This is a genomic window from Desulfosarcina cetonica JCM 12296 (assembly GCF_001311845.1).
Classification (GTDB): Bacteria; Desulfobacterota; Desulfobacteria; order Desulfobacterales; family Desulfosarcinaceae; genus Desulfosarcina; species Desulfosarcina cetonica.
The window spans coordinates 32,807-47,308 of the sequence record NZ_BBCC01000029.1 but is presented as its reverse complement, the minus strand read 5'-3'; the positions used below and the strand labels follow the sequence as shown (position 1 = coordinate 47,308).

At 59.2% G+C, this 14,502-nt stretch carries 13 protein-coding genes; 9 read left to right on the top strand and 4 right to left on the bottom strand.

Annotated features, from left to right (window positions below; all coding sequences use genetic code 11):
* Positions 1 to 2,627: DUF3683 domain-containing protein (locus tag JCM12296_RS09245; RefSeq protein ID WP_054691792.1), on the bottom strand; the 2,627-nt coding region annotated here is incomplete at its 3' end.
* 351 nt (positions 2,628 to 2,978) lie between these two features.
* Here JCM12296_RS09245 and tmcD point away from each other — a divergent pair.
* From tmcD to divK, 5 genes are all read left to right on the top strand, one after another.
* The gene (tmcD, locus tag JCM12296_RS09235) at positions 2,979 to 4,244 is read left to right on the top strand and encodes an electron transfer complex subunit TmcD (RefSeq protein ID WP_054691787.1); all 1,266 of its coding nucleotides are present in this window, start codon (positions 2,979 to 2,981) and stop codon (positions 4,242 to 4,244) included.
* 66 nt (positions 4,245 to 4,310) lie between these two features.
* Positions 4,311 to 4,970: a TmcC family electron transfer complex membrane anchor subunit gene (tmcC, locus tag JCM12296_RS09230; protein WP_054691784.1), complete on the top strand. Its 660-nt coding sequence runs from the start codon at positions 4,311 to 4,313 to the stop codon at positions 4,968 to 4,970.
* Between the two features lie 192 nt (positions 4,971 to 5,162).
* Positions 5,163 to 6,497, top strand: a complete 1,335-nt coding sequence (gene tmcB, locus JCM12296_RS09225) for an electron transfer complex ferredoxin TmcB (RefSeq protein ID WP_054691782.1) — start codon at positions 5,163 to 5,165, stop codon at positions 6,495 to 6,497.
* Positions 6,498 to 6,529: 32 nt separating this feature from the next.
* Positions 6,530 to 6,910, top strand: coding sequence for an acidic tetraheme cytochrome c3 TmcA (gene tmcA / locus JCM12296_RS09220; protein WP_054691780.1), 381 nt, complete (start codon positions 6,530 to 6,532; stop codon positions 6,908 to 6,910).
* Positions 6,911 to 6,995: 85 nt separating this feature from the next.
* Complete coding sequence (divK, locus tag JCM12296_RS09215) at positions 6,996 to 7,346, top strand: DVU0259 family response regulator domain-containing protein (protein ID WP_054691778.1); 351 nt, start codon at positions 6,996 to 6,998, stop codon at positions 7,344 to 7,346.
* 71 nt (positions 7,347 to 7,417) lie between these two features.
* Here the strand turns inward: divK and JCM12296_RS38075 are convergent, their stop codons facing one another.
* Entirely contained in the window at positions 7,418 to 8,074 is a 657-nt protein-coding gene (locus tag JCM12296_RS38075) for a GntR family transcriptional regulator (protein WP_054691776.1), read from the bottom strand.
* A 283-nt stretch (positions 8,075 to 8,357) separates the two neighbouring features.
* On the opposite strand from JCM12296_RS38075, the gene JCM12296_RS09205 reads away from it, so the two are divergent.
* Both JCM12296_RS09205 and JCM12296_RS09200 read left to right on the top strand, forming a co-directional pair.
* Positions 8,358 to 8,879 carry a cysteine hydrolase family protein gene (locus JCM12296_RS09205; protein WP_054691773.1) on the top strand — a complete coding sequence of 174 codons (522 nt, stop codon included), beginning with the start codon at positions 8,358 to 8,360 and terminating at the stop codon, positions 8,877 to 8,879.
* Positions 8,876 to 10,204 (top strand): nicotinate phosphoribosyltransferase, encoded by a 1,329-nt coding sequence (locus JCM12296_RS09200; RefSeq protein ID WP_054691771.1) that lies wholly within the window; start codon positions 8,876 to 8,878, stop codon positions 10,202 to 10,204. The genes JCM12296_RS09205 and JCM12296_RS09200 overlap by 4 nt, the downstream gene beginning before the upstream one ends.
* 10 nt (positions 10,205 to 10,214) lie before the next feature.
* Here JCM12296_RS09200 and amrB read toward each other — a convergent pair whose 3' ends face one another.
* Positions 10,215 to 11,072 carry an AmmeMemoRadiSam system protein B gene (gene amrB, locus JCM12296_RS09195; protein WP_054691769.1) on the bottom strand — a complete coding sequence of 286 codons (858 nt, stop codon included), beginning with the start codon at positions 11,070 to 11,072 and terminating at the stop codon, positions 10,215 to 10,217.
* A gap of 212 nt (positions 11,073 to 11,284) precedes the next feature.
* On the opposite strand from amrB, the gene nifU reads away from it, so the two are divergent.
* Both nifU and nifS read left to right on the top strand, forming a co-directional pair.
* Positions 11,285 to 12,109: a Fe-S cluster assembly protein NifU gene (nifU, locus tag JCM12296_RS09190; RefSeq protein WP_054691767.1), complete on the top strand. Its 825-nt coding sequence runs from the start codon at positions 11,285 to 11,287 to the stop codon at positions 12,107 to 12,109.
* Positions 12,110 to 12,113: 4 nt separating this feature from the next.
* Complete coding sequence (gene nifS / locus JCM12296_RS09185) at positions 12,114 to 13,286, top strand: cysteine desulfurase NifS (protein ID WP_054691765.1); 1,173 nt, start codon at positions 12,114 to 12,116, stop codon at positions 13,284 to 13,286.
* Here nifS and JCM12296_RS09180 read toward each other — a convergent pair.
* Positions 13,231 to 14,265: a LuxR C-terminal-related transcriptional regulator gene (locus tag JCM12296_RS09180; RefSeq protein ID WP_172683825.1), complete on the bottom strand. Its 1,035-nt coding sequence runs from the start codon at positions 14,263 to 14,265 to the stop codon at positions 13,231 to 13,233. The two genes, nifS and JCM12296_RS09180, sit on opposite strands and share 56 nt — an antisense overlap.
* Positions 14,266 to 14,502: the final 237 nt, after the last annotated feature.

Below are 14,502 nucleotides of genomic sequence, written 5' to 3'. Positions count from 1 at the left end.
CGGTTGTCCAAATAGGCCAGGGCCATGGCCGTCGGTGGGGCGCTGCGGCGATAATGGTGGGCCGTGAGGATCTGACGCTCCAGCACCGAAACCGCGCCGGAATCGATATCCACCGGGCAGGGCGGCTGGCATTTGTGGCAGATGGTGCAGTGGTCGGCCACCTGCCCCAGGTATTTCAGGGCGTCAAAGCCGGTACTGCGAAAGCGTTGGGTTTCCCACAGGATCGCCTCGATCAGGGCCACCACGGCGAGGTTCTTGTTGCGCGGGTGGAAAAAAAGATTTTCCTGGGGATGAAACACGCAGCAAGGGGTTTTGCAGCGGCCGCAGCGCACGCAGCCGGAGATCATCTCCGCCAGACGTTCCAGTTCGGCATGGCGCAGGATGCCGGCTTCCAGGCCCAACAGGTTGAAGGAGGGAGCGAAGACCAGTTGCGGCGCGCGCGGGTCGCTGAGTTTGCCCGGATTCATGAGCCCGTCGGGGTCCACCTGGCGACGGTAGTCGGCAAGCTCCGCCAGACGCTGGGGGTCCAGGTATTTGAACTTGGTCAGGCCGATGCCGTGCTCGCCGCTGACCACGCCGTCCAGTTCGACGGCCTTGGCCATGACCGCGTCGGCGGTTTCGGCGGCGCGCAGCATCATCTCGCGGTCGTTGGCGAACACGGGGATGTTGACATGGATGTTGCCGTCGCCGGCGTGCATGTGGGTAGCAATGACGATCAGGCGCGAGCGGGTGTCGGCCACGATCTCGTCGATTTCGCGGTTGATCTTCACATACCCGCTGAACAGTTCGGCCAGTTCGGCACGCAGCTGCCGGATGTGGGTTTCTTCCTGCAGGTGATGCTTGCCGGACAGGCGAATCCGTTCCAGGGCCGCCATGAACAGTTTTTTCGCGGCGGGAAATTTGGCGGTCAGCCACTCGGGATCCTCCAGCGGCTGGGCCGTCTCCAGATGGGCACCCAGGCGGAAGACCAAAGACAGTTGGTTCTCGCGCTGCTCCTCGGCGTTGATATCGTCGGCGAATTGGGCGAACTCGGCCAGGGCGGCGATGGGCAGGACGATGTCCTCGTTGAGCTTGAAGGAGCGGGTGCGTTTGGCGATGGCGCCCAGGCGTTTGCGGTCGCGCCAGAAGCGTTCGGCCTCCTGATCGCCTTCGGCCACGAAAAGGTGGGTGTTGGCATAGGCGCTCATGAGCGCTTCAAGGCGTGTCAGACCTCGCTGGAGCTGGTCGTCGTCGTGGGCCACCATGTCCACCAGGAGAACCGCCTTGGGGGGATCCTGGCGCGGTGCCTTGACCTTGTAGCCGATGGCACGCACGTAGGCATCGTCGAAATGCTCCAGGGCCATAAGGGTCTCTTGACCGTGGTTGGCGAAGGCCTCGCAGATGGCGGCGATGGCCCGGCTGGCCTCGTCCATGTCCTCCCCGAAAAATTCCAGGCAGCAGGTGGTCTGCTTGGGGTAGGGGCGGTGCAGGATGAATCGGGCCGAGGTGATGATGCCGTCGGTGCCTTCCTTCTGAACGCCGGGCAAGCCGGAGAGGGCCTTGTTGGTGATATCCTTGCCCAGGCCGGCCTTACGGAAATCGAGCCCCTCCAGGGAGATGGTGCGCAGCGTTTTTTCCGTATCGTCGATCACATCGAAAACAATCCGGTCATCGGGCCGGATCCGCCGCAGACTGTGCGCCTTGCGCCGGATGGTATAAAGGCGGCCGTCGGGCATGGCGATCTTGAAATCCAGGAGGTTGTCGATGGCCGTGCCCCAAAGCACGGCCATCTTGCCGCCGGCATTTTCGGCAATGTTGCCGCCGATGGTGCAGGCCCAGGCGCTGGTGGGGTCGGTGGCGAAGATCAGGCCGGCCTTTTTGGCATAGCCCATGGCCGTGTTGGTGATCACCCCCGCTTCCAGGTGGAGCGCCGGCGCGTGTTGGATTTTCCCGTCGGATGAGGCGATGGCCACCGTCTCGATGCCGTGGATGCGGTTGAGCTGCTCGGTGTTGACGATCGCGCAATCATCGGCAAGGGGCACGCTGCCGCCGGTCAGCCCAGTACCGCCGCCCCGCGGGATGAGCCTGACGCCCGCTGCGGCCAGGCCCCGGATCGTTTCAGGGACCTGCGCCTCGCAGGTGGGACGCACCACGGCCAGCGGCAGGCACAGACGCCAGTTGGTGGCGTCGGTCACATGGGCGTTGATGCTGAACGGATCGGAGAAAACGTTGCGGCGGCCGACAATCGGTGTGAGCTTTTGGACGATCCGGCGCTGAACGTCCCGGATTTGGCCAATGCCGGCTTCGGCATCCTCCAGGCACTGCCGGCAGGCCCGTAAAACCGCCACCGCTGCGGGGTCATCGGCTTCCGCCGCCGCCGATGCCAGATCCTGGCGCAGGCTGTCGAAAAACAACCGGCGGCGGCGTTTGGATTCAATCAGCTCATTGCGGATAAAAGCGTTGCGCCGCAGCATGAACATGTCGCCGAAAAAGCGCAGCAGGGGGCGCAACGCCGGACCGCCGTGTTTCATCAGGCCGCTTTTGCGAAGTTGATGGAACCCCTCTTCCCCAAGAAGCAGCCGTACGATCTGGTTGTCGTCGGCCGAAGTATAGTTGAAAGGAATTTTGCGAATATCGTATTCTGGCATGTCGATCAGCCCCTTTAACCGTGAAAAACTGGTTCAAAATCACAATTCCGGCCAATTGGCAACCGTTTCAACGCGTCCTGCTTGCGATCCCTTTCAAGACCGTCGGTCCCCCTACCATGGAACATCTTTCCTGCCCATTTTTCGTATCCGGGTTGACATCTCGGGTGACCTTGATATCCTGGTTTTCCGCGACACCCTTTCCAATCCGTTACAGCCGCATAAAGGGCCGCACCCCATTTTTGCGCATGAGCCCAAAAACGACCTTGCGGTTTCGAAGCCAAGTCAGTATAGAAACCAGAATTATTTTTCAGTCCCGAAATCCACGCGTTAGTGTACTGAAGAGGAGGCAAAATGGCTGATCCCCAAAGTTGGGATTGGGAGACCCGCGAAAAAAAGATTCCCCTGGATGCCTGGAAGACGGAGTACCGCTGGGTGGAGGAGCCGTACGCCAGCCCGGATGGTGAGAAAGTGGCGGCGGTCGTGAATGTTGACGAGGGAGAATTTACGGTCTGCGTGAACGGTGAGGCCTGGGGAGAGACGGTGTTCGACAAGATCTGGCACCTGCGTTTCTCGCCGGACGGCCGCCTGACGGCCCTGGTCAACGAAATGGGCGAATGGACCATGGCCATCGACGGCGAGGCCTGGGAGAACAAGTTCGGCTACATCTGGGAGCCGCACTACAGCGCCGATGGCAGCGGTATCGCCGCGGCCGTTCAGCAGGACATGCAGTACGCCATGGTGCTCAACGGCGAGCCCTGGGAGACGATGTTCGCCAACATGACCTATTTCGCCCTGAGCCCGGACGGCCGACACACGGCCGGCGCGGTGCAGGTGGTGGATGTGGATTCGGGCGAAATTCACAAATTCCAGGAGGGCACGTTTACCGCGGCCCTGGACGGCAACGCCTGGGACACCCGTTTCGTCAATGTCTGGAACCTGGCGATCAGCCCGGACGGCGTGCACCTGGCCGCCGAGGTGCGCCTGAATCTCTATGACTATACCATTGCCGTGGACGGTGTCCCCTGGGACGCGCGCTATCAGACCGTCTGGGCGCCGGTGTTCCATCCGCTGACCGGCGGCGTGGTGGCGCCGGTGCGTGAGAAGGGGGCCTGGACCCTGGCCCAAGATGGCAAGCCCCTTTGGAAACGCACGTTCGTGCAGCTCTGGCAGCAGATGTTCAGCCCTGACGGCCAGCGGATTGCCGCCATCGTGGCGCCCAAATACGGCCGCTGGACCGTGGCCGTGGACGGGGAGCCCTGGCCGGCAACCTTCGGCAAACTGGTCACCGATGCCGTTTTCAGCCCCGACGGCCGGAAGGTGGCCGCCCTGGCCAAGGACGGGGAGACCTTCCGCGTGGTGGTGGATGGCCAGCCCTGGTCGGATGCCTGGGACATGGCCTGGAAACCGGTCTTCGGCCCCGATGGCAAGGACGTGGTCGCCAAGGTGGAGAAGGATCACCGCTATACCTACAGCCTGAACAACCGGGTATGGCGCGGCACGGCGGATGCCGCCTGGGATCCGGTGTTCAGTCCGGACGGCACCCGGCTTCTGCTGCGCACCGTCGAGTCCGGGCAGTACGTGCGCCGGGTGGTACCGGTTTCCGAGATGGCCGGATAATAAGGAGAGACGGATTCGTAAAAAACCCGATATCGGCGTTACCCTTCATTCTTCAAGGAGAATGGCATGCATAGCTTTTACAACTTTGTGAGCGGGCCGCTGGCATGGATTGCCTTCCTGCTCTTCATCGGCGGCAGCATTTTTCGGATCGGGCGCATGCTGGTGCTGGTGGCCCAAAAGGAACCGTTCATCTTTACGTACATGAGCTGGCGCTACAGCTTTCGATCGATTCTGCACTGGATCGTGCCCTTTGCGACGGTCAATTGGCGGCGACAGCCCGTCCTGACCGTGGTGACCTTCGCCTTTCACCTCTGTCTGCTGGCGGTGCCGGTATTCCTGCTCGCCCACGCGGTCCTCTGGGAAGACTCCTTCGGGATCCGCTGGTGGAGCCTGCCCGACACCCTGGCCGATACCCTGACCGTGATCGTCATCCTGGGGGCGGTGTTTTTTCTGGTGCGCAGAATCACACGGCCGGAAGTGCGCTTTGTTACCTCGGCCTCGGATTACGTGATTCTGGCCATCGTCAGCGCGCCTTTCATCACCGGTTTTCTGGCCTACCACCAGTGGTTCGCCTACCCGCTGATGATGGGCCTGCACGTGCTGGCCGGAGATATCATGCTGGCGGCGATTCCCTTCACGCGTCTGAGCCACATGATCTTCTCACCCTTTACCCGGGCCTACATGGGATCCGAGTTCGGCAAGGTCAGGCATGCCAGAGATTGGTAAGTGGATCGTGTTAAGTTTTAAGTATTCAGTGTTAAGCGGCGGATCGGATCTTTTTTGTATCTCAATCGACAGCATTCCTTTACTTAACACTTCAAACTTTACACTTAACACTGATCCATGACCCATCACCTGCTGAAAACCAACGGATTTTACATCCATCCGAATCGATTCGTTGAATAAGGAGTTCACCTAATGGCTGAACCGTCTAAGCAAGAAAAAACCGCTGTCGTCGACGACGGCATCGATGTGGGCGTCTCCCGGCTGACCGAGGAGAAGATCCAGTCGGTGATCAACAGCGTCATCGACAACGAAACCGGCGTCCGGCTCAAGACCTACGTGGAGACCTGCATCCATTGCGGCCTCTGCTCCGAGGCCTGTCATTACTACCTATCCCACGACAAGGATCCGCACTATTCGCCGGTGGGCAAGGTCAAGCAAACCATCTGGGAGATGATCCGCAAGAAAGGCCGCGTGAGTCCCGAATTCATCCGCCAGGCGGCGATCATTGCCCACACCCAGTGCAACCTGTGCAAGCGCTGCGCCCAGTACTGTCCCTTCGGCATCGACATCGCCTATATGATGAGCATCGTGCGGCGCATCATCCACCGCCTGGGGGTGACCCCGTTATACATCCAGGATACGGCCCACAGCCACTCGGTAACCATGAACCAGATGTGGGTCAAGGGCGATGAATGGCCCGACACGCTGCAGTGGCAGGAAGAGGAAGCCCAGGCGGAGATCCCCGATCTGCGCATCCCCCTGGAGAAAGAGGGCGCCGACATCATGTATTCGGTGATCGCGCCGGAGCCCAAGTTCCAGGCCCAGTTGCTCTACCAGGCGGCGGTGATCATGCACGTGGCCGGAGTGGACTGGACCATGCCGGCCTCCGTGGGATGGGACAACAGCGATATGGCCATGTACACCGGCGATAACGAGATCATGGGCCGGATCAAACGCGCCCATTTCGAGACGGCGGAGCGGCTCAAGGTAAAGAAAATCGTCATGGGCGAGTGCGGGCATGCTTTCCGCAGCGTGTACGACATGGGCAACCGCTGGTTGGGCTGGTCCATGCCACCCTTCACCATCGTGCATGCCATTGAGTTCTACTACGACCTGATCAAGGCCGGGCGCATTCAGATTGCCCGGAAGTTCAAGCCTCCGGTCACCCTGCACGATCCCTGCAACGTGGTGCGCGGCGCCGGCTTGGGCGAGAAGGCACGATACGTGGCCCACGCCTTGTGCGAGACGGTCATCGAGATGTATCCCAACCGGGAGCACAACTACTGCTGCTGTGCCGGCGGCGGGGTGATCAACACCGGACCGCCGTTCAAGATGGCCCGCGTCGAGGGTAACCGGGTCAAGGCCGAGCAGCTTTTCGAGACCAAGACCAAGGGGGCCGAGGTGCTGATCGCCCCCTGCCACAACTGCCACAGCGGCCTGGAAGACATCGTGCACCACTACGAAATCGGCCTGGAGATCAAGTTCTTCAGCGACATCATTTACGAAGTCATGGAAAAGCCCGCGTGAGACGAAAAGCCCGCATGCGACCAGGAGGAGACATGAAGACCATCGCCTTGGTGGCCCTATCGCTAATCATCGGGACGGTACTGGCCATAAGCCCGGTCTGGTCCCAGGATGAGATGACCGTTGTGGACAATACGGATTTCCCCAATGCCCAGCGTCCACCGTCGGTTTTCGTTCATGATCGGCACAATGAAAATGCCGGTATTGACGACTGCGCCGTCTGCCATCACGTGTACGACGAAGGCCAGCTACTGGAAGACGAATCGTCGGAGGACCAGCGTTGTGTGGATTGCCACTACCTCGAGCGCATGGGCGACCAGCCGGGGTTGATGGAGGCTTTCCACGCCAACTGCAAGGGCTGTCACGAGCAGGAGGGTAACGGTCCGATCCTCTGTGGCGAGTGCCACGTCCGGTAAGGGCCAACGCCCTGCAGCGGGCCTGATCCGCGAAACGAGACCCCCTGTTCATCCCAGGGATGGTTAAGCAAAGGAGTGTTCTCCCATGCCAAAAAAAATCCTCATCATCGATGACGACCCCATCGTGGTCAAATACCTGGAGGCCGTGTTCAGCGACAACGGCTATGAAACCTGCAGCGCGTCGAGCACATCGGAAGGATTGGCGGTCGTGCGCAAGGAAAAGCCCGATCTGATCACCCTGGATCTGCAGATGCCCGGCGAATGGGGGCCGCGCTTTTACCGCAAGCTCCGCCAGGACAAAGCCTTGAAGGAGATCCCGGTGATCGTGGTCAGCGGCATCGACGGCGACCATGCCATCAAGGACGCCATCGCCTTTGTCAAGAAACCCTTTGATCCGGAAAAACTGGTCGGTATTGTCAAGAATACCATCGGTTGAGCGTCAAGCGTTGATGGACGCGTAAAAAGCGGCTGTCCCCGCAAGGGCGTGGCTGCTTTTTACGAATCCCCTCACAAGTGAACCTCACTGGGAACGCCCAGGTATTTGGCGCGGATGCGGTCAAAGTGGTTGACCAGCACTTCACGTCGCACGCGGGCCGTCTCGGCACCATCCCGGGCGATGATGGCGGCGCTGGTGCGGTCCATCTCGTCCAGCATTTCCTGCACTTCCTCCTTCCACTCACCCTTGTCCAACGTGACGTACCACAGGCGAAAGGTCAGCGTGTACAACTGATTGGAAACCGCCTGAAGCACCGGGTTGCCCGCGGCCTCATGCAGTACCCCGCGGAAGCCGGCATCGATATTCACCAGTGCGTTGGCGTCTTTTTGCTCGCTCAATGCGGCACACACCTTGCGCAATTCACGAATTTTTTCCAGATGAACCGCGGAGGCCAGTTCGGCGCAAAGTCGGCCGACTTCACCTTCGATCCCCAGCCGGGTCTGATAGGTGTGCATCATTTTCTGGAATTCGATTTCCGCCACCATGGTGCCGGTGCGGGGAATGATTCGTGCGAGTTCCTCCCAGGATAGGCGATACAGCACTTCGCGCATGGGGGTACGGCTGACGCCGAACTCCTTGGCCAAGACGTTTTCGTTGAGAATCTGCCCGGGTGCATACTCCAAAAAAAGAATCCGCCGTTTGATCTCGCCGTAGATTTCAGGGTTCATGTGAACTGGGTTTTCCTTGGGTTACGGTTCATCTGTTCAATCAAGGAACTGAGCGGACGCGGGGTTTCCCGCCGACCGATCGGTTGGTGGCGTTTGATGAACCCAAAGCGTTGATATACCAATAGTATGGCAAGGCTGGGCATTGGCTATACCAACCCGACCCCAGATAATCAACAATCTTCTTGATTTTCAAACAATCCCTATGCTTATAAACGAAGGGCAGCCGGCTATGCCGGTACCTTAAAAAAACGGGTCAGCTCATTACCCGGAAAGGCAAGGGGTTATGTCCAAATCCGCATTGATCATCGTTGACATGCTCAACGATTTTATCGACGAAAAAGGTGCGCTGTACTGCGGTCCGGGCGCCCGGGAGATCGTTCCCTTCATCCGCGAGCGCCTGACGGCCCACCGGCAGGCGGGCAGCCTGGTGGTTTATCTCCAGGACGCCCATGCGCCCGATGACCTGGAATTTGAAAAATTTCCCCGGCATTGCGTGGCCGGCACCTGGGGCAGCCAGGTGATCGACGATCTCGCTCCGCTTCCCGCCGAACGGGTGATTCCCAAAACCCGCTACAGCGGTTTTTATGGCACCGATCTCGACGCGGTCCTTTCCGCTGATCGTCCCGACGCGGTCGAGGTGGTGGGGGTGTGCACCTCCATCTGCGTCATGGACACGGTGGGCGGGCTGGCCAACCGGGATTACGCGATTCGGGTACCCCGGGCCGGTGTGGCCGACTTCGATGACCAGGCCCATCAATTCTCCCTGCAGCGCATGCAGCGGCTTTATGGAGCGTTGGTCCAATGAGCCCGGACGCCTTCCCCGGACCCCTGTTTACCGATTTGTACGAACTGACCATGGCGGCCGGCTATTTTGAACGCCGGATGCATACACCCGCGACCTTTTCCGTGTTCGTGCGCGCGCATCCCAAGCGTGGCTACTTCGTGGCTGCCGGACTGCAGGCGGTATTAGATGCCCTGGCGAACTTCCGTTTCAGTCCGGAAGAGATCGCCTGGCTGACCCAGACCGGTCGCTTCAAACCCGCGTTTCTCGATTATCTCGCCCAGCTCACCTTTAGCGGAAACGTGCTGGCCATGCCCGAAGGGGAGCTTTTCTTTCCCAACGAACCGGTGATGGAGATTACCGCACCGCTGATCGAGGCCCAGCTGCTGGAAACCTATCTGATCAACAGCCTGGGCGTGGCCAGCATGCTGGCCACCAAGGCCGCGCGTTGCGTGCATGCCGCGGCAGGACGCCCCGTGGTCGACTTTTCCCTGCGGCGGACCCAGGGATACCACGCGGGCATGGTCGTGGCCCGTTCCAGTTACATTGCCGGCTTTGTCGGCACCAGCAACGTGTTGGCCGGTAAGCTGTGGGACATCCCCATTTCCGGTACCATGGCCCATTCCTTTGTGACGGCCTTTAATACGGAGGTCGAGGCCTTCGAGGCCTATGCCGACCTGTTTCCCGACGACGCCATTTTCCTCATCGATACCTTCGATACCCTGCAGGGTGCTCGCAATGCCGCCCTGGTGGGACGCCGCATGCAAGACAAGGGGCTTGCCCTGCGAGGGGTCCGACTGGACAGCGGCGACATGATCGACCTGAGCCGGAAGGTGCGCCGGATCCTCGACGATGCCGGTTTGCCGGCGGTGAAGATTTTCGCCAGCAGCGGATTCGACGAATATGCGTTGTCACATCTGATCGCGGGGGGCGCACGCATCGACGCCTTTGGTGTCGGGACCCGCATGGGGGTGTCGGCCGATGCCCCCTATCTGGACATGGTCTATAAGATGGTCCGGCTGGGCGATCGGAATGTGCGCAAGCAGAGCGAAGGCAAGGTCACCCTGGCCGGGGAAAAGCAGGTGTTCCGCAAAGCGGCCACCGACGGCCGTTTCCTGGAAGACATGATCGGGGTTCGTGACGAGGCGCCGGAGGGATACCAACCGCTGCTCCAGCCGGTGATGCAAAATGGTAAACGGATGACCCGGCTGCCGCCGCTGATACGGATTCGCGATCGTTTCGCCGACAATTTCAGGTGCCTGGAGGATGGCTGCAAGCGATTTGAAGCCCCTGAGATCTATCCGGTGCGGTTGAGTGCGCGGTTGGAAGCACTCCAAAAGACGGCTTAAGCGGATGGCGTCAAAAAAGGACCCCTACATACCCCACAAAACTGTCTCCCGGGCTTTTGTCGTAACTGCTCCCATAAACCAGCTCTTCGGCGCTGACGGCGCCCATGGCCTTGCCCGCGGCGATGGCCGCCGCGGCCGCGCCACTGCAACAGGCGTTGTCATGCGCCAGGCCTTCCCGTAGCACCGCTTCCGGATCCATGCGCAGCATGGCGTTGATGACGCGCCGATCATTTTCCTCGCGGACCCATTCGACGGCCTTCGGGCCAGATCCCTTGGTGGTGAATCCATAGTTGGGGCCGTAGTGGGTCAGATCCGTGGAACCGATGGCCACCATGGACCGGCCCAAGGTATTTGCCGTCTCCACCACCGAACGGGCCAACGCGAGGGTCTCGATGGCGGGGGGGGCTCCCATGGCGACAACCCGTGAATGGGGGAAGAAGTAGCGGATGAAAGGCATCTGCAGTTCGATGGTGTTGTCCTGGTGAAACCGGCTGGGGGTTTCCAATTGGAACGGATACTGTCGGGCCAGCGCGCCGGCCATCTCCGTGTCCACCGGTACGGGCCCGAAGGGCGTCTCCCATGCGCCCTCGGGCATGATATAGCGGGGCGAGCCGGGATGCAGGTGCATGCCGAATACCACGACCACGTCCACATCCGCCGCGCCTTCCCGGGCCAGGCGATGGATCACGTTACAGGCGATGCTGCCGGAGAAGATCCAGCCGGCATGCGGAACCACCCCGCCCACGGGCGCCGTGGTGGAAACGCTGTAGGTGCTGCCCTCCGCGAGAAAATCCCGGATCCGGGCCTCGCATTCCCGCTGACTCGCCGGGTACCAGCTTCCGGAAAAGACGGATTTTCTGATCTGCATGAGTGCGCCTCCAATCATGATCGGTTAGATTTTGTTGATATTTCGACGATGCCGATAAAACGATTTTGTCATGGAAAAAGGCGCCGGTCACGACTTTTCTTTTAAAAGTTCATGATTATAGTAGGAAAAGCCATGAATCCGGCAGGATCGACATGCATCGGCAACCTGCTGTGAATACGCCTGATCCGCACCCTGTTAACTCGGAGGCCACCATGTGGGAATATACGGACAAAGTGAAGGACCATTTTCTTAACCCGCGCAATGTGGGGTTTATCGACGATTTTGACGGTCTTGGCGAAGTGGGGTCCCTGGCATGCGGCGACGCCCTTAAATTGACCTTCAAACTCGATCCAGACGGGCGGATTGCCGATGCCAAATTTCAGACCTTCGGCTGTGCCAGCGCCATCGCCTCTTCCTCGGCCCTGACCGAAATCATCAAGGGCATGACCCTTGATGAGGCATCCAAGGTCACCAACGAGGATATCGCCGAATACTTGGGTGGGCTGCCCAAGGAGAAGATGCACTGCTCGGTGATGGGCCGCGATGCCATGGAAAAGGCCATCGCCTTTTATCGCGGAGAAGCCGAGAAGAAGATCGACGGCGAGATCGTCTGTGAATGCTTCGGCGTGACCGATCGCCAAATTGAACGGGCGGTCAAGGAAAACGGTCTCACATCCATTGAAGAGGTCACCGATTATGTCAAGGCGGGTGGCGGTTGCGAAAATTGCCACGACAAGATCCAGTTTATCATCGACAAAGTGTTGGGCAATGCGCCGCGGGCGGCCAGGAAACCCGAAGCCCTGACCAATATCCAGAAGATCAAGATGATCGATGCGACTCTCGAACGGGAGATCAAACCGGCATTGAACCAGGATGGTGGCGATATCGAACTGGTGGATGTGGATGGCAACCGCGTGCTGGTAAAACTGCGCGGTACCTGCGCCTCGTGCAGCAAATCCCAGATCACCCTGAAGCATTACGTGGAGACCAAGCTCAAGGATCTGGTCTCCCAGGACCTGGTCGTCGAGGAGGTGTGAGCCGATGAACGGTACCATCTATGTGGACAACAACGCCACCACCCGCGTGGCCCCCGAAGTGCTGGAGGCCATGCTTCCCTATTTTTCCGATTTCTACGGCAACCCCTCCAGCATGCATACCTTCGGCGGAAGCGTGGGCAGCAAGGTCAGGGAGGCGCGGGCCCAGGTGGCCCGGCTGTTGGGTGCGCTGCCCGAGGAAATTCTCTTCACCAGCTGTGGCACGGAAAGCGACAGCACGGCGATCTATGCGGCCGTCCGTGCCAATCCGGAGAAAAAGCACATCATTACCACCCGGGTGGAGCATCCGGCGGTGAAAAACCTGGTCGAGCATCTGGGGAAAAATGGCTACCGGGTGACTTTTGTTCCCGTGGATCGTAACGGCCGCCTGGATCTGGAAACCCTCTATCGAAGTTTGTCCGACGAAACCGCCATTGTCAGTGTCATGTGGGCCAATAATGAGACGGGAACGGTTTTTCCCGTGGAGGAGATCGCCCGCAAGGTGAACGCGCGCGGCATCGTTTTCCATACCGACGCGGTGCAGGCCGTGGGCAAGATTCCCATCAACCTGGCCGATTCGGCCATCAACATGCTTTCGCTTTCCGGCCACAAACTCCATGCCCCCAAGGGCATCGGGGTGCTGTACCTGCGCAAGGGCACCAAATATGCCCCGTTTCTCATGGGCGGGCATCAGGAGGGCGGTCGCCGGGCCGGTACCGAAAACACCGCTTCCATCATCGGCATGGGGCGAGCGGCCCAGCTGGCCATCGATAGCATGCAGGATGAGAACACGCGAGTAAAAGCCTTGCGCGACAAGCTTGAATCCGAACTGCTCAAACGCGTCCCTGCCAGCATGGTCAATGGCGATCCGGAGAACCGGTTGCCCAACACCACCAGCATCGCCTTCGAGTATGTGGAGGGCGAGGCGATCCTGCTGCTCATGGACCAGCACGGCATCTGCGCTTCCTCGGGGTCGGCCTGCACGTCCGGCTCCCTGGAACCGTCCCATGTGCTGCGGGCCATGGGCGTGCCGTTTACCGCCGCCCACGGATCGATCCGCTACAGCCTGAGTATTTACAACACCGAGGAAGAGATCGACTTCATCATCGAGAAGATGCCTCCCATCATTGAGCGGCTGCGCCAGATGTCACCATTTTGGCAACAGGCGCAACGCGCCTAGTCTTCTTCCGAATCATCAAACATCCAGGGATAAAGGCGGGTGGCGCAGCGCTCACAAATACCATGACTGATATAGGTCCCCAGGTGCTTCTGGAAATAGCTCGCGGGTGAGAACCACTCACCGGCATCGTCGCGTAGTTTGTTGCAGTTTGAGCAGACGACGATGGCGTGCCCCCAGTCATCAGGGGGGGGGTGTCGGTATGCGGATGGGCCGTCGCCTGTTGTTTTTGCAGCTGGTCCGTAATATCGATACCGATCCCGATTTTAACGAGCCGCCTGTCTTCGGTCAGGGCCGCCGTGTCGATCATATCGTAGCAGCGTTGGGTAATGGTGTTTTTTAGCTGCCATCGGCAAGGCTCTGTCGGTAGTCCATCTTCGTCTACCAGCGCTTCAAAACGGCAGAAGGCGCATGGCCCATTCTGATCCGTATGAAGCACCTCCCAGCACTTTTTACCGACCACATCACCAAAAACTTTCTGCATATGGCGGTTGGCATACAAGATGTCATGGGATTCCATATCGATCACCGAGGCGAGGACCGGCAAATAATCGAGAATCTGATTTTGGCTTTTCATGAAGTCGTTTCGCAAAAGAGAGGTGTAGCCGTTGTTAATCTCGTACAATACCAGTTCAGTTGTGCCGCTAATGTGTAGCTTTTCATGGATGGCCGCGCTATGACGTTCAACGATCGAGACGGGCAGCATGAGCCGCCTGCTGATCTGCCGTTTGTTTTTGCCCACGGCCATCTGCGTAGCGATTTGCTTTTCACGAAGGGTTAATTTGTCGGCGCGTATCGAATCCTGATGAGCGATGCCCCGGCTGGGTGTTTGCTCGGAGGTGTCACGCCGCTGTGGATTTTCTGCTTCAATGGTTGTGTCACGGTTTTGCATGATATCGATTCCGCCCGACGCCGCCATATCTGTCTGCCTGCGGCGCATTTTGATGGATGTTGCCTCCACGCCGTCAATGAAAGAAAGCATGAGGATTGCCTCATCGATGCTCCCCTCCACCGACGGGGTTCTGTTTTTACCTTGCATTTCCTTTGGAGATATAGTTCTTATCTCTGGCCTATATGAAAATGATTATCAATTCAGATGCCAACTCGAAAAATTGGATTTGATTTCGTATCTTGTTGGTTTAGAAGCCTATTTATTTTATGTCGGTGGTTTTTGACGGCAGCGCTGTAACGATTGGTGACGGTCCTGCCATTTTTTAGG

What these genes read in the sequence shown, in the direction of transcription:
- JCM12296_RS09205 (WP_054691773.1), top strand. Translation starts at nt 8,358, where the DNA reads ATGTCCAAATCCGCATTGATCATCGTTGACATGCTCAACGATTTTATC.
- JCM12296_RS09200 (WP_054691771.1), top strand. Translation starts at nt 8,876, where the DNA reads ATGAGCCCGGACGCCTTCCCCGGACCCCTGTTTACCGATTTGTACGAA.
- JCM12296_RS09180 (WP_172683825.1), bottom strand. Translation starts at nt 14,265, where the DNA reads ATGCTTTCTTTCATTGACGGCGTGGAGGCAACATCCATCAAAATGCGC.
- nifS (WP_054691765.1), top strand. Translation starts at nt 12,114, where the DNA reads ATGAACGGTACCATCTATGTGGACAACAACGCCACCACCCGCGTGGCC.
- tmcD (WP_054691787.1), top strand. Translation starts at nt 2,979, where the DNA reads ATGGCTGATCCCCAAAGTTGGGATTGGGAGACCCGCGAAAAAAAGATT.
- JCM12296_RS38075 (WP_054691776.1), bottom strand. Translation starts at nt 8,074, where the DNA reads ATGAACCCTGAAATCTACGGCGAGATCAAACGGCGGATTCTTTTTTTG.
- tmcA (WP_054691780.1), top strand. Translation starts at nt 6,530, where the DNA reads ATGAAGACCATCGCCTTGGTGGCCCTATCGCTAATCATCGGGACGGTA.
- tmcC (WP_054691784.1), top strand. Translation starts at nt 4,311, where the DNA reads ATGCATAGCTTTTACAACTTTGTGAGCGGGCCGCTGGCATGGATTGCC.
- amrB (WP_054691769.1), bottom strand. Translation starts at nt 11,072, where the DNA reads ATGCAGATCAGAAAATCCGTCTTTTCCGGAAGCTGGTACCCGGCGAGT.
- tmcB (WP_054691782.1), top strand. Translation starts at nt 5,163, where the DNA reads ATGGCTGAACCGTCTAAGCAAGAAAAAACCGCTGTCGTCGACGACGGC.
- divK (WP_054691778.1), top strand. Translation starts at nt 6,996, where the DNA reads ATGCCAAAAAAAATCCTCATCATCGATGACGACCCCATCGTGGTCAAA.
- nifU (WP_054691767.1), top strand. Translation starts at nt 11,285, where the DNA reads ATGTGGGAATATACGGACAAAGTGAAGGACCATTTTCTTAACCCGCGC.